Source organism: Paraburkholderia sp. RL17-381-BIF-C, assembly GCF_046026435.1.
GTDB lineage: Bacteria > Pseudomonadota > Gammaproteobacteria > Burkholderiales > Burkholderiaceae > Paraburkholderia.
Genome location: NZ_JARESX010000101.1, coordinates 1 through 20,447, shown reverse-complemented (window position 1 = coordinate 20,447; position 20,447 = coordinate 1). Strand labels below are relative to the sequence as shown.

Genomic DNA, 20,447 nt, shown 5'->3' with positions numbered 1-20,447 from the left:
CTTATGTCAAATTATGTACTTGAGCGGACGATGAGAGTGTCTGAACCGTTGGTTTGCTGGTCGCCCTCCCGTTGAACACCCGCGACGTTCTCTCCGGTAGTCAATCCGGGACTGTCTCATTCAGTCTGTTTCCGGAGAAACACACCACGGGACGTGCTCGCCGTAGCATGCGCAAAACAGTCTGATCTTCACTCGGGGGCAAGAGGTGAACGACCCGCTACGAGTTGCAATCTCGATCCGCCCCAAAACAGCGATAAGGACTCGAAGGATCGTACAGTTCGCCCGGTATCCCAGCGTGCCCGTCTCAAAGAGCAACTGGCGCGAGTAACGTGCGTTTTTGCGTACGGCAAGTCGGGCCACGCCGAATGCAACCAGGGATAGCGGCAACTCGCCGGATTCACTCGCCCTGCCTTCGCCATAGACAAGCGGCGCGAGCAGCGTGTCATATCGTTCTAGCGTCCGGATCAGTTACCCGGTGCATCCCGATCTGGGGGCGCAGTGCAGTCTAGGCAACCCGAGTTTTCGCTAAACGAGGTCTGTGCGCAGCACACGTCACAATACCCGCGCGCGACGCGCGCGCCCTCGTCCCTCCTCGTTGAGGCGTGTGTTGCCCGCATGCTCCCACATCCCCGTGCTACGCAGAGAATTGACGTTCCATTCGTGCTGACGGAGATGATGCGTCCAGAAAAATCCCGCGGGTTCATCTTCACGAAGTTCGACAAGCCAGTAACGCCAACTCTTATATCTTATATAAGAATCGAGGATGTCGAATAAGGCCGCTTGGATGATCCGCGTTAACCCGCTGAAGCCCTTCCGGCGCTTGCAATCTCTCCCGGTTAGACCCAAAATGTAAGCGCTAACACTTCGATTTCGGCGAAATAATACCGTTTAGATTAGTTCCGTATCTGCGCGACGTCACAAAATGTAAGCGCTACCATTTTTTGAGGACGGATTGAGCGCATAGCGTAATACGCCGCGGAGCGCAAACTTCGATCCCATGCGAGCCGGAGTGAACGCGCAACACCAAGCCGCCTGACAACGCATCGGCGCGGCCCGCCTCAACTCAACCGAATACATGAACCGGAGACAAAAGATCATGAGCACAACCCCTCGCCCTGAGCCGGCACCACCAAGAATTCGCCGCGCCCAGACCGTAGCGCTGACGCTGTTGATGGTCAGCGGCATCGTCAACTATCTGGACCGTGGCACGCTTGCCGTGGCCAATCCGCTGATCCGCCATGATCTCGGCTTGTCGCTGGGTCAGATGGGGCTGCTGCTCTCCGCGTTTTCCTGGAGCTACGCGCTATTTCAATTGCCGGTGGGCGGTCTCGTCGACCGCGTCGGGCCGCGCAAGCTGCTCGGCCTCGGTCTGATCGTCTGGTCGCTCGCGCAGGCCGCTGGGGGCTTCGTCTCGACCTTCGGCTGGTTCATCCTTGCGCGGATCGTGCTCGGCATCGGCGAGGCGCCGCAGTTTCCGTCAGCGGCGCGCGTCGTCAGCAACTGGTTTCCGCTGCGCGCTCGCGGCAAGCCGACCGGCATCTTCAACTCGGCGTCCCCGCTCGGCACGGCGCTCGCGCCGCTCTGCCTGTCGATTCTCGTTGTGAATTTCCATTGGCGCTGGGCGTTCATCGTGACGGGCATCGTCGGCCTGATCGTGGCGGTCGTATGGCTTGCGGTGTATCGCGATCCGGCGAAGGCCACGATGACCCAAGAAGAGCGCCGTTATCTCGACGGTGACGAGGCGGATCGCAGGCCCGCGCAGTCGCTCACCTTCGCCGAATGGCGTTCGCTTTTTTCGCACGGCACGACCTGGGGCATGCTGATCGGCTTTTTCGGCTCCGTCTACCTCAACTGGGTGTATCTGACGTGGCTGCCAGGCTACCTGACGATGGAACGCCACATGAGCCTCATGCATACGGGCGTCGCAGCATCGATTCCCTTCTTCTGCGGTTTTCTTGGCTCGCTCACGGCCGGCTGGTTCTCGGATCTCATGACGAGCCGCAGCACAAATCCGGTCGGGAGCCGCCGCAACGCCGTGGTGATCGCGATGCTCGGCATGGTCGCGTTCACGATTCCGGCGGCGCTCGTCGAGAGCAATATGCTCGCGATCGCGTGCATCTCGGTGGTGATCTTCCTGGCCAACGCCGCTTCAGCCAGTTCCTGGGCGCTCGCGACCGCCGCCGCGCCGCCAAACCGCGTCGGCTCGCTCGGCGCGATCCAGAATTTTGGCGGCTTCCTGGGCGGCGCCCTCGCCCCCATTCTGACCGGCTACATCGCGCAGACCTGGTCTTTTGTGCCCGCGCTGCTGACGGCGGCAGGCATCGCGTTCATCGGTGCAATGAGCTACTTGCTGCTCGTACGCAAGCCGATCGAGGACAAGCCCGCACACGTCGAAGCTTTTAGCGCGCAGGCGTGACGAGAGCGCGCGCCGAGCTCCATTCAACCCATTCAGAGAGATAACCATGACAAGTGCCACGCACTCCCCCCCTTCGATCGAAGGCATCGTTCCCGTGATGCTGACACCGTTCGACGCTTCCGGCGCGATCGACTATGCCGGCCTCGAACGTCTGATCGAGTGGTACATCGCGCACGGCTCGGACGCGCTCTTCGCCGTTGCGCAGTCGAGCGAGATGCAGTTCCTGAGCCTCGCCGAGCGTGGCGAACTCGGCCGGTTCGTCGTGGAAAAAGTGGCGGGCCGCATTCCCGTCGTGGTCTCCGGCCACATCAGCGACGATCCCGAGGCGCAGGCGGAAGAACTCGGCGTCGCCGCATCGACGGGCGCACAAGGCATCGTGCTCGTGACGAACCGGCTCGATCCGAAGCACGAGGGAACGGAGGTCTTCACGGCCAATCTCAAGCGCCTTCTCGAGCGCCTTCCGTCGGACATTCCGCTCGGCCTTTACGAATGCCCGGCGCCGTATCGGCGGCTGCTCTCCGATGATGAACTGAAGATGTGCATCGACACCGGCCGCTTCATCATGCTAAAGGACGTGAGTTGCGATCTCCAGACCGTCAAACGGCGCGTCGCGATGGCGCAGGGTTCGCCGCTGAAGATCCTGAACGCCAACGCAGCGATCGCGTGGGACGCGATGAAGGCCGGCTCGGCAGGTTTCAACGGCGTGTTCACGAACTTTCACCCGGACCTCTACAAGTGGCTGCGCAACGATGCAGCTCAGGACCCAGCACTCGCGGAGGAACTGTCGACGTTTCTCGTGGTCTCCGCGGTTTCTGAAGCGCTGGGCTATCCGGCGCTCGCGAAGATTTACCATCAGCGCATCGGCACGTTCGAGTCGATTCGCTGCCGCGTGATCGACTACGACGTTCGCGAGCGCTTCTGGGCGCTCGATGCGGTGCTCGACAAGATCGTCGCCGGCACCGGACATTTCCGTTCGCGTATTGCCGCTCTCTCGGCGCCCGCATGAGCCCAAAACGCGCGCGCACCCGGCGGAACGCCGCGACGGTATGATGACGGCGCTTGCTGCATCCGCCTTCGTACAACCGTCACTTCCTGATCCGATGCCCCGCTCCTTTGATTCTCCCGCGCCCGCTTCCGACACGGCCCCGGCCCGAACGCCGACGAGCCGCGCTCGCCGCAACACAGGACGCACCGTGCTCTCGGATGTCGCGAAGCTCGCGGGGGTATCCACGGCGACGGTGTCGCGGGTGTACAACGAGCCGGACAAAGTCTCGGCCAGCGTGCGCGAGCGCGTCGAGCACGCCGCGCTCACGCTCAACTGGTTTCCGAATGCGGCAGGACGCGCGCTCGCGTCTACGCGCAGCCATATCGCCGGCATCATTATTCCGACGCTCGACGATCAGGTGTTCGCCTCGCAGGTGAGCGCCATGCAGGCGGCGTTCGCGGCGCGCGGCATCACGCTCGTGCTCGGCTGCTCGAACTACGACCCCGCGCAGGCGATCGTGCAGGTGCGCGCGATGCTGGCACGCGGCGTCGAGGCGATGGCGATCGTCGGCGAGGCGCATCCGGCCGAACTGTTCGATGCATTGCGGCTCTATCGGGTGCCTTATGCGGTCACGTATGCGTATCGCGAGGGCAGCCCGCACGACTGTATCGGCTTCGACAATCACGCGGCCTACGTTGAAATAACGGAACATCTGATTGGCCTTGGCCACCGCTCGTTCGCGGTCTGCATTCAGCCGACTCGCGACAACGACCGGGTGCAGGCGCGCCTCGCGGGCATTCGCTCGGCGCTCGAACGCCACGGCCTCGCCGTCAGGCCGGAGCACCTGTTCGAAGGCGAATCGACGATCGAATTCGGGCGGCGCAGCTTGCGCTCAATCTGGCAATCGGCAGGCGAGCACCCGAGCGCGATCATCTGCGGCAACGACCACATTGCTTTGGGCGTGCTGCGCGAGGCGGAGGATCTGGGGATTGCCGTTCCAGGCGAATTGTCCGTGACGGGCTTCGACGATCTCGCGATCGCCAAAGAGATGCGTCCCGCGCTCACGACCATGCGGGTCGACACCGCCGAGATCGGAAGGCTTGCGGCGCAACACCTGCTCGACGCACTCGACGGCAAGCGAGTTCAACGTGGACACGAGGTGCATGCGCAATTACAGATTCGCCAGTCGACGGGGCCATGCCCGAGCCAGGTTTCGCGGTGATCTTGATAGCTCGTGTGCACCTGAGGGCCACTTCCTGGTAGGAACCGCCGGTTGAATGTCCTTCTCAGATAGCGGCGTTGCCGATCCCGTTCAAGTGCCGCGGAAAACGCGGCCTCCACTCACGGCCAGCGATATGCCAACACACGGTCGAGCGAATAAGCTAATTCGCGTACCTCTTCAAGCTGATTGCCTCCGAACAAGTAAACGTGCTGGGCGTCAGATCGCAGAAAGAATCCCACATGACCCTTCCATTCGACGGCATCGTCGGCAGTCAACACTGCAACGCAGCCGTAGATTGGAGCGCCGAGCTCATTTCCCCAAGTTAGCCAGGAGCGAGCCAAGGCCGACCGCGTTCCTGCAATGCCCGATTGCTTCATGCACCAGTTGAGGAATGACGAACACCATGCGATCTTGTCGTCGTAGCCTGCCAATTGAGTGCTTTCGTTATACTCGGCGATCCTCGGGTTGCATTCGCCCGCGCCGTAACGCTTGACACCTCGTTCCTTGAACGCGATATCCATCCAGACAGGCGTGAATCCGTTCGCTGCTTGCTGGTCGCGATGCCCTTGAATCATCCGCGTGCTCCTTACAGACGCCCTTCTTCGACTGGGCCGTAGATGGCCCGTGGCTCGCCGGAAATTACCGCCCACTATCGGTCGCCGTAGGACCATTGCCACGACAGGATCGGAAAGTGAGATCACGAGAGGAACCGGATTCGAGTGAAGAACGGCCCAATGGCAAGACTTGAAATTGTCAGCGATGTGTCTGCTAATGTCGAGCGGCTGGTATTGGACGAGTTCTGAAGTTCGGAGCTAAGACATCGGTTTACTACGTGAGATTCAACCCACCATCCGATAGCAGAATTTCTCCGGTCAGATAGTCCGATGCGACCAGCATCGCGACAGCCTGAGCAATGTCTTCGGGGCTAGCCGACCGCCGCATTGGGGCTCGTGTTTTCCACAGTTCCTGTGCTTGCGTCCAATCCGCGGTCAATGGAGTGTCGACTAGCCCTGGCGCAACAGCATTCACCCGGATGTCAGGCGCGAGTGATAGCGCCAGCAAGCGGGTCATGTGGTTCAGCGCAGCCTTCGTGACCGAGTATGGTATTGACGCGCCCTTAGGTCGAACACCCGCATGTGAACTGATGTTGATCACGCTACCAGGGCGACCCCGTCGAGCTGCATCACGTAATGCTGGTTCCGCTTCAGCTATCAAACGAAACGGGGCGATTACGTTGACCTCGTGGAGTTCCTGCCAGACAGTCGGCGTAGCCGCAGCCAGATCACCATGCGGGATAACACGGCTGATCCCCGCATTGTTGATCAGAACGTCGAGTCGCCCCCATGCGGCGACGGACTCACGTACCAGGCGCACCCTGTCCATATCATCGGCCAAGTCGGCCTGGACGTAGATCGCCGAGCCAAGCTCACGGGCCAATGCTTGCCCTGTTTCCGCCGAACTGCGCGAATGCAAAACGATTGAAAATCCTTCGCTTGAGAGCCGCCGAGCGATGGCAGCGCCAATGCCAGAAGTCGAACCGGTAATAAGCGCAACAGGGGACGCAATTTTCATGGGTGGTGTCATGGATGACGGTCTTTATCAGGTGTTCGTTCGTCGATTGTTGACGATCCAGGCGACTTTGTCGAACGTTCAACCTTGACTGACTGTCGTCCCACACGGAAGTCCTGCTGCTTGCGTTGATGGACACGGCTGAGGCCGGTCCAGCATGCCCTACTGCTGCACTGACGCTCGTTCCCATTGATGCGCTGCGTACGATGCCAACTTTGTGGGGACGTCATCGCCATTCATGACGAGGCGATTTAGTATTAAAGCCAAATCGGTGTCAGCGATGCACCAATCGCCGAATAGGTTCAATGCATCCGTTGAGAGAAGCCGATCCGCCGCAAGGTGTAGCTTCTGCACTGCGAGCTGCCGGACGAGGAGTTGGTCGATTGTTAGCTATCCTGGGCCTGGTGTCGAGCGACCGTGATTGGCCGGCCACTGCCTCATGCATCCGGCATATTCCGGACTCAAAGCGGACAGGCTGGCGAGACTCGCTACAGACTCGCCAAGAAAAGATGTCGATTTTCGATCATCAGATTCGTCGTCAGGATATTCCCACCCAAAGGATCTCCCATGAAATACCTCGGCTTGGCCTACTTTACCCCCGAAAAATTCGCCGCGATGGCGCCAGACGACGTCAAGAAATTAGTCAGCCAATGCCCCGCATTGGACGACAAGATGAGAGCTACCGGCAAGGTACTGATTTCCGCTTCGCTTGGCGATCTGGACACCTGGAGGACGCTCCGCCCGCGCAGTGGGAAGACGCACGTCATCGATGGGCCGTACACCGAGTCGAAGGAAGTCGTGGGCGGCCTTTTCGTCATCGAGGCAGATACCCATGACGAGGCGTTGCGCATCGCCTCCATGCACCCGGCGGCCAAGCTGGGCGAAGAAGGCGGATGGGCCGTCGAGCTTATCCCCTTGGATTCATATTTGACCCCATGAGGGCTTGGAGGCGTGTCTCAAACACGCGTCGGCGCTCCTTTCTCCACAAACACGTTGACGGCTTCGTGCGTGTTCGTGGCGGTGCTACTCTGGGCCGAGCGGCGACGCCTGTGATCGACCCACAAGGGACAGTGCCCGATCTCCAAAGCAGCCGTTCAAACACGACGTCCCGGGTTCGCTAGCGAAACGCTAGCCGGATTCCCAAAGCAACAATGACACAACGCATGTGCGGTCGGTGGTCACGCTGGTCGTCTAACTAATCGATCGCGATCGCGGCGGTTCACACCACGGCGCGCGCCCGCTCGGAGAATTAGATAACCGTATTCGGCGCTTCTGTTGAGCGCGTTAGCTTAGCTTCCAGCGTTGCTTTCACGTCAGGCCATTCGGTATCAATCATGCTAAACCGCACCGAATTCCGCTTGCGACCGTCAGGCATGATCCGCTCATAGCGAACGATACCTTCTTGCTTTGCGCCGATGCGCAATATCGCCGCTCTCGACTTCTCGTTGAGCTCATCGGTTGTGAACTGCACACGCACGCATTGCATTACCTCAAACGCATATTTCAATAAGAGGTATTTTGCCTCAGTGTTTGCCGCCGTTCGTTGGACAGACTTGCTCAGCCAAGTATGGCCGATTTCGAGCTTCCTATTGCCCCTGTCGATCTTCCAAAAGCGCGTGCTGCCAACGATGCGGCCGCTGTCACGAGCGATAATAACGAACGGGATGACGTGCCCTTCGTTAAGCCCCCGCAACGCTGTAGCGATGTATGAATCGATAGTCGACGGTCCCGGCACCACAGTCACTTTCAAATTCCATAACTCGCCGTCTGCCGCAGCGTCGATAAGCCGAGGCGCGTCTTGGAGTTGAAGGACGCGAAGATCAATGGTCTTACCAACGAAAGTCAGCCGAGGTGCGTCGTTCATAACCATGAGTGAAGTGAATTGACTATCCGCTGCAATCTGCTGCCTGCTCGACGATGTCAAAATGCAAGTTTGTGATGGAGCAGCGGCGAGAAACAAGATTGTCGGCGATCGGAAGCGTGCCGTCGAGCAGCCGTTGGTGGCCGACCTTTGCCTGACGCGGTGGGATCGACGTAAAAATCACGTGCTGAGTGATCCTGGAAGAGCATTTAGCATGTTCAAAGGGGAGGACGGTCTAACTCTATCCATCGTCGCACGGAAGGTCTCTCCCATTGATACGCTGCGTAGTCCACTAGTTTTGCCGGTACCTGATCGCCATTCAGGATGAGGCGATTTAGCATCAACGACAGATCGGTGTCGGCAATGCACCACTTTCCAAAGAGATTGGTCGCGTTTCCGGAGAGCAAGGTTTCGGCTGCAGAGAACAATTTCTGGACCGCTACCTGAGCCGAGGGCGTAAGCGGTGCGCCTAGCACCCCGTAGAAGACTACCTCCGTGGAACGTTCCCGCCTGATGGGCATCAGATCGCTGCGAAGCCAGGCTTGTACCTGGCGCGCTCTCGCGCGCAGATATTTGTCTTGCGGGTATACAAATGTTTCGGGAAATGCTTCGTCAAGGTATTCGGTAATTGCCGACGACTCGGACAAGGTGAAGTCTTCGTGCACCAGCGTCGGCACGCGCTGCGTCAACGACTTTGCGGCATAGCTCGCGTCATGATTCGCTCCTCTTCCGAGATCCACAGTCGCAAGGTCGAACGGCAACCTCTTTTCGTGAAGAGCCACAAAAACGGACATGGCGTACGGGCTCGCATACTGAGCATCGGCGTAGAGCCGAAGATTTCCTTCAGGCAAAGTGCTCTCCCTGGGGTTATGTTGGCCAACCTTGGTGATTGTTGACGATCTCCAGCACCTTGTCGACCGTTCGGCTGTGGCCGCGCCCTGCCTGACAGCGATCGGCGGCACGCGCCCCTGAAGGGACATTCGCGGTTTCCGATAGCAGCCATTCAGCACTGAGACTGCAACGAATTTTCAATCTACTTCCGTCATGGTAACGTGGATAAACGTCACCGTTTGCCCAAGGGAAGAGCACAATGATTTCGCATGTTTTTGTCGGCGTTAGCGACTTTGACCGTGCCTTTAAATTCTACTCGACCATCATGAATGAGCTAGGGCATAAACTGAAGTTTTGTGAGGCTGATAAAGCATGGGCCGGCTGGATGGCTGAAGGAATGCCTCGTCCGCTTTTCCTTATTGGCAGGCCATACGACGGCAACGCTGCAGGACGCGGAAATGGTCAAATGGTAGCGTTGCTCGCACCTGATCGCCGATCAGTCGACAACACATACGCTAGCGCGCTCGCGAACGAGGGTTCTTGCGAAGGCCGACCCGGATTGAGAGCTCACTACCACCCCGACTATTACGGCGCGTACTTCCGGGATCCAGAGGGAAATAAGATTTGCGTCTGCTGTCACGATCCCGCACCACAGTAAGTCCCGCGCGCTTCTTCAATACGGCCCTTATGGCGGTATGGCGACCGTCTCTTCCTGGCCGAGGCCGGTTTGACATAGCCCACTCAATCGCGGATCGCAGCTGTTATTTGAAAGGCTTAACCCAACCATGACCGGTAATTCGACTTTCCTCGAGCAATCGTGTCGGTCGGCAATGATGCGGGCGCAATCTCACTCTAAAACGGCTTCCGTCCGATACAGGCACCCACTCATTTCGTTCACGATCATCAGTGCGAGATTCGATAAACGATGCTCGGTGCATCTCCCGGCACATCGTCAAGACTTCCGAATTGCGTTAACCCAGCCTTCTCCAAAACGTTCCGAGAAGCGACATGGTTGCTTCGGACCAGGGCGAAGATCTCCTGCAGACCCAAAGCTTGAAACCCGAAGTTTATTGCCGTAGTTGCCAGCTCAGTCGCAAGCCCCTGACCCCACGCTTCGACCGCAAGTCGATAGCCCAGATTCACTTTTTTTTCCTGACCGAACGATCTATATGTAAGTCCGCCGAAGCCGACAACCTCGTTCGGGCAGTTCAATATGCTAATCGCCCACATACCGAAGCCGCTATCGAGCCAATGATTTAGCCAACGAGCCATTGTTGCCTCGGCGTCAGCGCGCGAAGGTATCGGTCCAGCTGGATTGAACGCGTTTGTGCGCGGATCGCCATAGATGCGGTACAGCGCGTCTATATCACGGCCGATTGGCCGACGCAGAATTATTCTCGGCGTACGGATGTTCTCCATTGCAAAGACCTCCGGCACGTGAGTCATACGTTGTTAAGCGCCGTGCCTAGCGTCAGACAACGTCGGGCGACGATAGTAGCAGAAGGAAAATTTGAATACTCGAGTCAACCAAAAAACGGATATCTCTCGATGTTCTTAGGCATAACGGATTGTCGCCAATCGAGCTTGCGACGTCCAATGTCCCTTCGTGGCCGATCCCGGAAGCCTAGCTAATGTGCGATCCGTGCGCTGGTGATTGCATGCAGCCGGAAAGTTGTTTCAGTATGCCGGGGGTGGGATGGGCCTTGCTTTGATAAACTTTTGTCAAATCCTGGGTGAAACCATCCCAAGCAAATTACAGATTGAGAGCTTAGCAATGCCCATAAGCGTTTTACGGATGTATGCCGCCCGAGCGGCAATATGCCTTTCGGGTTTGGTAACAATGCAACCTACATTGGCCGATAGCGGCTCCTCATACGACGAGTGTTTGCTTGTCGGGTTGCGCGACGCCCGTAGTCAAGTTGCCTCGAACTACATTCAACGGTCATGCTACGCGCTGTATAGAAATAGCGAGATGCTGCTCCCGCGTGAGCGGGCATATCACGAATGCATCCTTCAAAATATGCCTGGAGCGAGAGAGCAGTTCGCGATTATGAGGATCAATGCGGTATGCACGCGGCGAGGGGGGCTTTAAGAAGGTTGGCCGACGGTGGAAGCCGGATCGCCAATTCCCGCGGCTAAGCGCAGCTCCGAAGATTGTCGACAATGGACGCGGTCTCGTCGAGTGTCCCTTCATGGCCGCAATTCGTCCTTAGGCCGGGGCGGCTACAGGTAGTCGACCTGCGTGCCTGTAGCAACGTAACCATAAATTTTGAACCCGTGCTTTGTCTTTACGCCGGGGACGTTCACAGACCGGAGTAGCCGCAACACAGCGTCGTGTTGAGCCGACGACGTTACTTCGACCTCAACCCATTCATCCTCTTCATGATGGCCGAAGAAATGATAAAACCAATCGCGATCCCACGCGCTGGTACTACCATTCCGAAGATTCTGAACCCGGAATCGAGGTGACAACTCCCCAAGTTCATGCATTCCGATTCGCAGTTCGGCCCATTTCGTATTGTTCATAACACGGATCATAGGGTGAACTCAAATATCGAAAAGACATTGTAGATAATCGCGCGGTCCCCAGAGCGCGCCGTCGGCCCCACGCTCAGATTGTTGACGATTCTCACGTCAGCGTCGGATGACCGTTTGTGGCCGCGCACTGACTCATGCAAAACGCGTCGGGGGCTCGCCCTCCGTTGATCTCGATCGACGCCAGGCGACCCGTTGCGGACCTTCAGGATGGAAAGCTGCCGGTGACAAGTTCCGGCTGCAGAACAGACATTCTGGCGTCAAACGCGTGGGACAAACCAACAGCATCTCCGCAGCCAGTCAATGGAACGATCAGCCGAGGCGATACACCTTACTTACCGTGCCACTGAACAAAGCCTGACGCTCGCCAGGGCTCGCCTGTGCGGTCAGGCGCTTGAACGCATTCCAGCCGTTGCTGTACGGGTACGAGCCCTTGTCCACCGGGAAATTGCTCTCGAACATGCAGCGCCCAGCGCCGAACGTCTCGATACAAGTGTGCATCCACGGTTTCCACGCTTCGGCGAGTTGTTCGGACGACGGGGGCCGCTCACCCTTCTCGAAGCCGAAGCCGTTGATTCGCATCCCCAGCCCACCGACTTTCACATATACGTTTGGCAACTGCGCCAGTTCGCGCATGGAACGCGACCACGTGTCGAATACTTCCTTGCGCTTGTCCTCATAGCTCGCAATACGCACGACGCCGCCGCAGTGATTGATGATGATGGGCGTGTCCGGATAGGCCTTCGCCAGATCGAACAGCTCCGGGAGTTGCGGGAAGAAGAGCCACGCATCGTAAGAAAGACCCAGTCGCCCCAACTGCGCCACACCCGCGCGGTAGTCGCGATCGAGCAGCAATCCGCGCGGTGCCGCCGAGACTGGATTCACCAGTGTCGGGTCGGCATCCCAGGTCACAAGATGCCGCACGCCGCGAAACCGGCCCTTTCCGGCCTGGACGTGCGCTTCGAGGACATCGCGCACCGCCGCACCACGACGAAGGTCCGCATACCCGACGATCCCTTTCGCAACCTGTGGCCTGTTGGTCTGCGTAGGTGCTGTCGCGCCAGTCACATACTCGGTCTCGCCTACCGGCCGCATTTCCTCCGGCCCGGACTGCCGGTAATGGGTGAGCCCCTGCATGAACACCGACGCCGTGATGTTGTGCCCGGACTGTGCGTCGTGAAGGTATTCGTCGAGCAGATAGGTCCAGCCCGGACGATCATAAAAGTGATGATGCGCGTCGATGATTGGCATCCCCGGTTCAAGCGCTGCTTCGGTCCCGGAGGCGAGCCATTCGGATCGGACGGGCAGGTAGTTACTGGTCGGATTCATGGGGCGTCCCTCTTCCTTGGCGAGTGCTTGCGTGGCGGCTACGGCGGCTACGGTGGGACCGGCGATCGACGCCGCAGCGAACCGGAGAACTCGGCGGCGCATCGGCGAATGAAGCGTGCCCGTCATTGTTCACCCCGATTAAAGGCATAAAGCGAGAGCGTCAGCAACGTCGTGATACCGAGCACGACCGCCAGACCGAGCATCCCGGCAGTGAAGGTTCCAAAGCTGTCCTTCAGATAGCCAACGAGATACGGACCAGCGAAGCCGCCAAGTGCACCGATCGAATTGATCAGCGCGAGTCCACCAGCGGCTGCCTGGCCGGACAGGAACCGGGCGGGCAGCGTGTAGAAAATCGTGCGCCCCGCAATCGTGCCGATCAGTGCCAGCGTAATGCCGACCATCGCAGGCAACAGTTGGTGGAAGTATGTCGACACGCCGAGTGCGACAGCGCCAATCAGAAGGCCTGCGGCTAGGTTGGCAATGTGTCCGCCGCGACGATCGACCCGCTTCGCCCACCACAGCAATGCGATCGTGGCAAAGAAGTACGGCACCGCGGAAACCCAGCCGGTTTGCGTCACGCTCATGCCATGGGCTTTGAGCATCTGGGGCAACCAGATACCGATCCCGTAAGAACCCATCGTGAAGCCAAACGAGATCGCCGCGAGGAGGTAGACCCGCACGTCCTTGAGCGCGGCGCTAAAATCCTTCTTCTTGTGGCTATCCGTGGACTCGCGATCAAATGCGCCCTGCAGGGCTTGACGCTCGTCCGGCGAGAGCCATGTGGCATCGGCCGGCTTGTCCGCAAGTAGTTTAAGCAAAAGGTACCCCAGCACGCATGCCGGCAATCCCTCGACAATGAACATCCATTTCCAGCCGGCAAGTCCAAGTACACCGTCCATCTGAAGCAGCCACGTCGAGAGCGGACCGCCCACGAGGGACGACAGCGGCGTGGAAACGGTGAACCACGCAAGCACGCGTGTGCGATAGCTCGGCGGGAACCAGACGGCAAGGAAGAAGATCACACCGGGAAAGAAACCGGCTTCGCCGATACCGAGCAGAAGCCGGATCACGTAGAAGCTGGTCGGCCCGACGGCGAGCGCCGTGGCCGCAGCCATCAAACCCCAGGTGATCATGATGCGGGCAAGCCAACGTCGCGCGCCGAAGCGGTAGAGCGCAAGGTTGCTTGGGACTTCACATATGCAATAGCCCGCGAACATGATGCCGGCCCCCCAACCAAACTGGGTCGCCGTCAGTCCCAGGTCGTGGTTCATCGTTAGTGCCGCGAAGCCAACGCTGGTCCGGTCCAGATAGTTGAAGAAGTACGCGAACGCGAGAAGCGGAATGAAGCGCCACGCAGCCTTTCTGACGGCGTGCTGTTCGAGGGAGGATTTGGCGGGACGGTCAGCCGTCATGCCCGAGGAAATGGATGTCATGGTCGTCTCCAAACATTTCGCTGACCAACCCCGACCGTATTGCGGTCGGCGCGGTGCAGCTTTTTTTGCGATGCTTTCCCGCGTCAGGCGCTGGCAAGCTCATTGGCCGAAGGACTCGATTGGTCGCCCGACTGCCAGTTCTGGCATCTGACGACACCGGCATCGATCAACTGCCTCAGTTCGTCGTCGGTGTATCCGAGCTGCGACAGTAGCGCCTGCGTGTCCTGTCCGAGTGCGGGCGGGGCTGCACGGAGGCGCAACCGCTCACCATCCAGCGTCAGCGGAAGCAGCGCGGTTCGCGTGGGGACGGGCTTACCCGCGCCGCTGGCGTCGGGCGGCAACGTAACATCGGCGAGCCCGCCGGTAGCAAGCAGATGCGGATCGTCAAACAGGTCTTGCGGTCTGGTAATAGGCGCATACGGCAAGCCGATACGTTCGAAGATTGTGCTGATTTCCGCCGCGGTGAACGTTTCCATGTGCTGGCGAAGTTGCGGCAGCAGCCAGTCGCGAGCTTGAACCCGTTGGTTGTTGGTGGCGATCCGCTCATCCGACTTCAGCTCGGAGAGACCGAATGCGTCACAGAACAGGGCCCACTGCGTGTCCGACACGACCGCCAGAAAAATCTGTTCGCCGTTCTTGACGGAGAAGACGTCGTACACGGCCCATGCGGATATGCGGCTGGGCATCGGTGCCGCAGCTTGACCCGTCACGGCGTACTGCATCATGTGCTGTGCAACGAGGAACACGTTGTTTTCAAACAGCGCACTCTGGACTTCCTGACCTTTGCCAGTGCGCTCGCGCTGGGCGAGCGCAGCCATCGCGCCGATGGCACCGAACATGCCGCCCATGATGTCGTTGACGCTGGTGCCAGCACGCAGCGGCCGCCCATCAGGTCCGGTCATATAGGCGAGGCCACCCATCATCTGCACCACCTCGTCCAGGGCGGTGCGATGATCATAAGGGCCGGGGAGAAACCCCTTGTGCGAGACATAGACAAGGCGGGGATTGAGCTTTGACAGCGCTGCGTATCCCAGGCCAAGCTTGTCCATCGTGCCGCTCTTGAAGTTCTCGCTAAAGATGTCTGAGCCAGCGAGCAGCTTGTGTACGATTTCGACCCCGCGAGGGTCTTTCACGTCAACAGCAATGCTTTTCTTGTTCCGGTTGAAGGTGCTGAAAAAACCTGCACCCGATCCACGCAGTGCGCGCGTGCTGTCCCCGAGGATCGGCTCGACCTTGATAACCTCAGCGCCGAGGTCTGCCAGCACCATGCCGCAGGTAGGCCCCATTACCATGTGCGTCATCTCGATCACACGCACGCCGCTGTACGGCAGGGATTGGTTCGACTGAATTTCGCTCATTGCGTCACTCCCTTAAGACATCCTTCCGGTTGCGTCGCGCTCGGCGTACGCCCATCTGCATACCTAAATCCTCTGGGCAGGCCCGCGTCCTGCACATGCCCGTACAACGCTTCGCCCGGTAGCGCTTCGGCAAGAATCGCGCGTGCAGCGATCAGGGCATCAATATCGATGCCGGTGTCATAGCCCATTGCTTCGAGTAGAAACGTCAGGTCTTCGGTGACGATGTTGCCGGTCGCGCCTGGCGCGTAGGGACAGCCGCCCAGCCCCGCCTGGCTCGCGTCGACAGTCGTGACGCCTGCTTCGAGGGCGGCGACCACATTCGCCAGTCCCTGGCCGCGCGTGTTGTGGAAGTGCGCGCCACCTGCCTTGCTACCGAGTTCGGTCTGCAAGCGGCGGAACAGGCTCCGGACCTGGGTGGGATTCGCATAGCCGCTGGTATCGGACAGACCCACTTCGTCAACGCCGCATTCGGCCATCGCGAGGCACATCTGCATCGTCTGGTCGCCGCTGACCGCACCCGCGATCGTGCAACCGAACGCGACGGACACGCCGGCTTCAATTTGCACGCCCGGAAACTGCGCGTTGCGTAAGGCGACAACCTCACGTACTTCGTCAATCATCTGTGCGGTCGTCTTGCGGATATTCGCCATCGAGTGCTCCTCGGTCACCGAAACCGGCAATGTGACCTTATGCACGCCCGCTTCGAAGGCGCCCTGCGAACCACGCAGGTTCGGCGCAAGCACCGCCACATGAAGGCCGGGGATCGTCAATGCATGGGCGACAACTTCACGAATGTCGGCCATCTGGGGAAGCAGCTTCGCGGGCACGAAGGAACCAACCTCGATTTCCTTCAGCCCCGCGGCGGCCAGCGCAGAAATCCAACGGAGCTTGGCAGCCGTAGGCATGACGGTCGTGATGCTCTGAAGGCCATCACGCGGGCCAACTTCGCTGACAAGAACCTTGGATGCAGGGGAAATATTCAAAGTAAGCTCCCTTGTGTAGTCTGCCTGGAAGAACGTCGTTCTATGAGATAGAACTATAGGAGCAAAACTTTGGAAATTTAAGGTGGGTAAACCCGTTTTCTCGAAATATTTTAGAACTTGCGTTCTACGAGATAGAACGATACAGTCGGGCTACGGAAACTTGATAAAGGAGACGGACGTGTCCACCGAGATGCAGGAAGTGACGCCTTCGGAGTCCGCGGCAGCGAACGGAGGGTCTAGCGGTGTCGCGGTGCTCGATCGTGCGTTCGCGATTCTCAACGCTTTCGGGCCGACCGATGACCAGTTGTCACTCGCAGAACTGTCGCGCCGTACCGATCTGTACAAGAGCACGGTATTGCGTCTGCTGGGCGCCCTGGAGCATGGCGGATTTATCCGCAAGCTAACTGACGGGCAGTACGCAATTGGACCTCAGCCGCTGCGCCTTGCGGCGCTCTACCAGCGATCATTCCAGGTGGGGCCGGTCATTGAGCCGATCCTCCAGCGATTGAGTCGCGATCTTGGGGAAACCGCCTCGCTGTATGTGAGGCAGGGCGACCAGCGACTGGTGCTCTTTCGCGTCGAACCAACTCGCGCCGTACGCGTGTCAATCCGCATTGGCGAAGAGTTTCCAATCAACAAAGGCGCGTCCGGCAAGGTGCTGCTGGCGTTCACAGATACTCAGGATCCACGCTGGGAAGAGGTACGCGAACGATTATGGGCTGTGTCGCACGGCGAGCGCGATCCGGAAACAGCATCGGCTTCTGTGCCAGTCTTCGGCGCGACGGGTGACCTGGTGGGAGCGCTTGCGTTGTCGGGGCCGAAGGCCAGATTTGACATGGCATCGACCATCACTGTCGCTCTGACGACTTTGCTCGAATGCGCGAAGCGTGCGACCGTGGCGCTGGGTGGCAGGGGTGATCGATTTGATGCAAGTATTGCGAGAACCACGGAGGAGGGATTTCTTCCGAGCGAGAATCTAAACGCACGTAATACGGCGTAAGGTTCGTCGAATGACCGATGTCGGAGCGGAGCTGCCCTACGTGTGTCCGGTTGAGCATATGGACGAATGGCTGGAAGTGGCCGCACAGAGCCAAGCCTATCAATTGGCCGTGTAGTGTGCACCCGAAAGGCCGCCATTCGCAGCGAAATTTCCCCTTATCTCGGGCCCCTATCGAATCGCCTGAGGTCTAATACCCTGACGCTCTTGCTGTAGCCGCCACCAAAAACCGCCGCTATCACCACCGCAAGTAATCCGACTACAAACCAAGCTGTGGAGGTTGGGTATTTGCGCACCATGAGCATGCAGTAGACGGCAACTGCCATGGCCGAATAGGACGCCCATCGGTACGCCGTCCGCTCAAGCAACGTCAACTCATCCTTCCACTTGCTTTTGTCCATTTTGTCTAGTGCTAGATCGCCACTCCAACTGTCTTGTGAAGCGCCGCTCCTTTCAAGCCCAACGTCAAGAGAACGAAAACGGCTTCGTTGCCGGCTCGATCGTCGAGCATCGATCACGTCCCCGAGGCGGCTCGACGTTACGAATGCGAATGAACGATTGTCGACGATTCGTGCGAGGATGTCGAACGGCTGTTCATGGCCGTACAAGGTCGTGGGGCCGGGCGTGACGGCTCCGATGCAGTCACCGTTGAAGCCAATCGTCGCGGCCGATGCCATAGACGTGATCACATTCGTCGTAAGCCTCGTCGATTGACAGATACAAATGATCTGAAGTCGGAAATGGCGCTTCTAGAGATTCATACCGCATCAGTAGAAAGACTCCGCCTTCGAGTTCTTCAATCTCGACCTTCACGGTCGTGCCTTCGCTTTCGCCTCGTCCATCAAGGGACTTTTGAGTTGGCGCCCAAATCAGCATAGGCGGTTGGTGTGCGTCACGGGTGGTGTTTTCATGTGAATCGATCAACGTTGTTGGCTCATGCTCTCGTTATTGTCGACGATCCGAGGGGCGATGTCGAACGACCGGAACTGGCCGGCAGTACGCATTCATCGATGTCACAGCATCCATTCGCGATTGCCGCTGTCAAACGAGCGCTGTGCTGGAGTGAGCGGGCATGCCGGCATCAACACGCGAATGGCGTCTCAGGCCGAATTGTGCATGTAGCTCGTCAGTCACCTTCCGGAGTACTGCAGCCGGTCAAACGGCGGGTTTCCCTGCTCACTGAATGACAGGTTGTGGCCGATTCGGTCGAAAAAAGTCGGCGCCGATGTGGAATGTCAGGTATCCTGGAAGGCATCAAACGACGGGATTGAATCGTCATGAAAAAAAAACGCCAACCCGTACGGGTTGGCGTTTTGCTTACGACAATGCCGATGTCAGAACTGGTTCATCGTGTTGTCTTTCCCCGCCGCTTTCAGCGCCGCTTCGCCGCTGAAATACTCCTTGTGGTCGTCGCCGATGTCCGAGCCGGACATGTTCTGGTGCTTGACGCAGGCGATGCCCTCGCGGATTTCCTTACGCTGCACGCCAGCCACATAACCCAGCATGCCCTGGTCGCCGAAGTATTCCTTGGCCAGGTTGTCGGTCGACAATGCCGCGGTGTGATAGGTCGGCAGCGTAATCAGGTGGTGGAAGATACCTGCTTCGCGCGACGCATCCGCCTGGAAAGTCCTGATCTTTTCGTCGGCGAGCTTTGCCAGTTCAGTCTGATCGTATTCCACGCTCATCAGCTGCGCGCGGTCGTATGCCGACACATCCTTGCCCGCGGCCTTCAACGCGTCATACGCCTGCTGGCGGAAATTCAGGGTCCAGTTGAACGACGGGCTGTTGTTGTACACCAGCTTGGCGTTCGGGATGACTTTGCGAATCTCGCTGACCATGCCGCCGATCTGGGCGATGTGCGGTTTTTCGGTTTCGATCCACAGCAGGTCTGCGCCGTTTTGCAGCGCGGTGACGCAGTCCAGTACGCAGCGCGCTTCGCCGGTACCGGCGCGGAACTGGAACAGATTGCTAGGCAGGCGCTTGGGACGCAGCAGCTTGCCGTCACGCTTGATGATGACGTCGCCATTGCCCAGTTCGTCGGCCGACAATTCTTCACAATCAAGGAAGGAGTTGTATTGGTCGCCCAGATCGCCCGGCGTGTTGGTCACGGCGATCTGCTTGGTCAGGCCGGCGCCCAGCGAGTCGGTACGCGCCACGATGATTCCGTCGTCTACGCCCAGTTCCAGGAAGGCGTAGCGAATGGCGCGGATCTTCGCGAGGAAGTCCTCGTGCGGCACCGTGACCTTGCCATCCTGGTGGCCGCACTGCTTCTCGTCGGACACCTGGTTTTCGATCTGGATGCAACATGCGCCCGCTTCAATGAACTGCTTGGCCAGCAGATACGTTGCTTCGGCGTTACCGAATCCCGCGTCGATGTCTGCGATGATAGGCACGACGTGGGTGACGTGGTTGTCGATTTTTTCCTGGATGGCGGCCTTGGCAGGGCCTTGGGCCGCGTCGAGCTGGCGGAACAGGCCGCCAAGTTCACGGGCGTCTGCCTGGCGCAAGAACGTGTACAGCTCGCGGATCAGCGCGCTGACGGAAGTTTTTTCGTGCATCGACTGGTCAGGCAGCGGGCCGAACTCGGAGCGCAGCGCGGCCACCATCCAGCCGGACAGGTAAAGGTAACGGCGCTCCGTGCTGTTGAAGTGCTTCTTGATGGAGATCATCTTCTGCTGGCCGATGAACCCGTGCCAGCAGCCCAGCGACTGGGTGTATTTGGACGGGTCGGCATCGTAAGCCGCCATGTCGGCGCGCATGATCTTCGCCGTGTACCTGGCGATGTCCAGGCCCGTCTTGAACTTGTTCTGAGCACGCATGCGCGCCGCGTACTCGGGGTTGATGGCATTCCAGGCGCTGCCGTGATTCTCTTTCAAACCAGCAACTGCCTGAATGTCGTCTTGATATTGGGCCATGTGACTCTCCTAA

At 58.9% G+C, this 20,447-nt stretch carries 19 protein-coding genes and 1 pseudogene; 7 read left to right on the top strand and 13 right to left on the bottom strand.

Annotation, left to right across the window (positions count from 1 at the left end):
* The first annotated feature begins 1,096 nt into the window (after positions 1-1,096).
* From P0D70_RS33385 to P0D70_RS33375, 3 genes are all read left to right on the top strand, one after another.
* On the top strand, positions 1,097-2,416 hold the full coding sequence (locus P0D70_RS33385; protein ID WP_408187644.1) for an MFS transporter: 1,320 nt from the start codon (positions 1,097-1,099) through the stop codon (positions 2,414-2,416).
* A gap of 46 nt (positions 2,417-2,462) precedes the next feature.
* On the top strand, positions 2,463-3,422 hold the full coding sequence (locus P0D70_RS33380) for a dihydrodipicolinate synthase family protein (RefSeq protein ID WP_091794077.1): 960 nt from the start codon (positions 2,463-2,465) through the stop codon (positions 3,420-3,422).
* Positions 3,423-3,516: 94 nt separating this feature from the next.
* Positions 3,517-4,623, top strand: coding sequence for a LacI family DNA-binding transcriptional regulator (locus tag P0D70_RS33375; RefSeq protein ID WP_177204980.1), 1,107 nt, complete (start codon positions 3,517-3,519; stop codon positions 4,621-4,623).
* A gap of 119 nt (positions 4,624-4,742) precedes the next feature.
* Here the strand turns inward: P0D70_RS33375 and P0D70_RS33370 are convergent, their stop codons facing one another.
* The 3 genes and pseudogenes from P0D70_RS33370 to P0D70_RS33360 all read right to left on the bottom strand — a co-directional run.
* Positions 4,743-5,198: a TIGR02594 family protein gene (locus tag P0D70_RS33370; RefSeq protein WP_408187643.1), complete on the bottom strand. Its 456-nt coding sequence runs from the start codon at positions 5,196-5,198 to the stop codon at positions 4,743-4,745.
* A gap of 253 nt (positions 5,199-5,451) precedes the next feature.
* Complete coding sequence (locus P0D70_RS33365; RefSeq protein WP_408187642.1) at positions 5,452-6,195, bottom strand: SDR family NAD(P)-dependent oxidoreductase; 744 nt, start codon at positions 6,193-6,195, stop codon at positions 5,452-5,454.
* Positions 6,196-6,354: 159 nt separating this feature from the next.
* Positions 6,355-6,555: pseudogene (locus P0D70_RS33360) on the bottom strand (glutathione transferase); the annotation flags it as partial.
* A 204-nt stretch (positions 6,556-6,759) separates the two neighbouring features.
* Between P0D70_RS33360 and P0D70_RS33355 the strand changes: the two are divergent.
* Positions 6,760-7,131 (top strand): YciI family protein, encoded by a 372-nt coding sequence (locus P0D70_RS33355; RefSeq protein ID WP_091794068.1) that lies wholly within the window; start codon positions 6,760-6,762, stop codon positions 7,129-7,131.
* A 310-nt stretch (positions 7,132-7,441) separates the two neighbouring features.
* On the opposite strand, the gene P0D70_RS33350 is transcribed toward P0D70_RS33355, so the two are convergent.
* Both P0D70_RS33350 and yfcF read right to left on the bottom strand, forming a co-directional pair.
* Entirely contained in the window at positions 7,442-8,056 is a 615-nt protein-coding gene (locus P0D70_RS33350; protein ID WP_408187645.1) for a GNAT family N-acetyltransferase, read from the bottom strand.
* A gap of 215 nt (positions 8,057-8,271) precedes the next feature.
* Positions 8,272-8,904, bottom strand: coding sequence for a glutathione transferase (gene yfcF, locus P0D70_RS33345; RefSeq protein WP_408187641.1), 633 nt, complete (start codon positions 8,902-8,904; stop codon positions 8,272-8,274).
* A 239-nt stretch (positions 8,905-9,143) separates the two neighbouring features.
* Here yfcF and P0D70_RS33340 point away from each other — a divergent pair, with 239 nt between their 5' ends.
* Complete coding sequence (locus P0D70_RS33340; RefSeq protein WP_408187640.1) at positions 9,144-9,542, top strand: VOC family protein; 399 nt, start codon at positions 9,144-9,146, stop codon at positions 9,540-9,542.
* A 245-nt stretch (positions 9,543-9,787) separates the two neighbouring features.
* On the opposite strand, the gene P0D70_RS33335 is transcribed toward P0D70_RS33340, so the two are convergent.
* Positions 9,788-10,303 (bottom strand): GNAT family N-acetyltransferase, encoded by a 516-nt coding sequence (locus P0D70_RS33335; RefSeq protein WP_408187639.1) that lies wholly within the window; start codon positions 10,301-10,303, stop codon positions 9,788-9,790.
* Positions 10,304-10,580: 277 nt separating this feature from the next.
* On the opposite strand from P0D70_RS33335, the gene P0D70_RS33330 reads away from it, so the two are divergent.
* Entirely contained in the window at positions 10,581-10,976 is a 396-nt protein-coding gene (locus tag P0D70_RS33330; protein WP_408187638.1) for a VF_A0006 family four-cysteine protein, read from the top strand.
* A gap of 131 nt (positions 10,977-11,107) precedes the next feature.
* Here P0D70_RS33330 and P0D70_RS33325 read toward each other — a convergent pair whose 3' ends face one another.
* The 5 genes from P0D70_RS33325 to P0D70_RS33305 form a co-directional block, all read right to left on the bottom strand.
* Complete coding sequence (locus P0D70_RS33325) at positions 11,108-11,410, bottom strand: DUF6678 family protein (RefSeq protein WP_408187637.1); 303 nt, start codon at positions 11,408-11,410, stop codon at positions 11,108-11,110.
* Positions 11,411-11,731: 321 nt separating this feature from the next.
* Positions 11,732-12,874, bottom strand: a complete 1,143-nt coding sequence (locus tag P0D70_RS33320; protein ID WP_408187636.1) for an amidohydrolase family protein — start codon at positions 12,872-12,874, stop codon at positions 11,732-11,734.
* Positions 12,871-14,181: an MFS transporter gene (locus tag P0D70_RS33315; RefSeq protein ID WP_408187635.1), complete on the bottom strand. Its 1,311-nt coding sequence runs from the start codon at positions 14,179-14,181 to the stop codon at positions 12,871-12,873. The genes P0D70_RS33320 and P0D70_RS33315 overlap by 4 nt, the downstream gene beginning before the upstream one ends.
* A gap of 83 nt (positions 14,182-14,264) precedes the next feature.
* The gene (locus P0D70_RS33310; RefSeq protein ID WP_408187634.1) at positions 14,265-15,539 is read right to left on the bottom strand and encodes a CaiB/BaiF CoA transferase family protein; all 1,275 of its coding nucleotides are present in this window, start codon (positions 15,537-15,539) and stop codon (positions 14,265-14,267) included.
* Positions 15,536-16,522 (bottom strand): hydroxymethylglutaryl-CoA lyase, encoded by a 987-nt coding sequence (locus P0D70_RS33305; RefSeq protein ID WP_266259873.1) that lies wholly within the window; start codon positions 16,520-16,522, stop codon positions 15,536-15,538. The genes P0D70_RS33310 and P0D70_RS33305 overlap by 4 nt, the downstream gene beginning before the upstream one ends.
* A 190-nt stretch (positions 16,523-16,712) precedes the next feature.
* Here P0D70_RS33305 and P0D70_RS33300 point away from each other — a divergent pair, with 190 nt between their 5' ends.
* On the top strand, positions 16,713-17,522 hold the full coding sequence (locus P0D70_RS33300) for an IclR family transcriptional regulator (protein WP_266259875.1): 810 nt from the start codon (positions 16,713-16,715) through the stop codon (positions 17,520-17,522).
* Between the two features lie 639 nt (positions 17,523-18,161).
* Here P0D70_RS33300 and P0D70_RS33295 read toward each other — a convergent pair.
* Together P0D70_RS33295 and P0D70_RS33290 are read right to left on the bottom strand one after the other, a co-directional pair.
* Positions 18,162-18,443 carry a hypothetical protein gene (locus P0D70_RS33295; RefSeq protein WP_408187633.1) on the bottom strand — a complete coding sequence of 94 codons (282 nt, stop codon included), beginning with the start codon at positions 18,441-18,443 and terminating at the stop codon, positions 18,162-18,164.
* Between the two features lie 410 nt (positions 18,444-18,853).
* Positions 18,854-20,434: an isocitrate lyase gene (locus P0D70_RS33290; protein ID WP_408187632.1), complete on the bottom strand. Its 1,581-nt coding sequence runs from the start codon at positions 20,432-20,434 to the stop codon at positions 18,854-18,856.
* Positions 20,435-20,447: the final 13 nt, after the last annotated feature.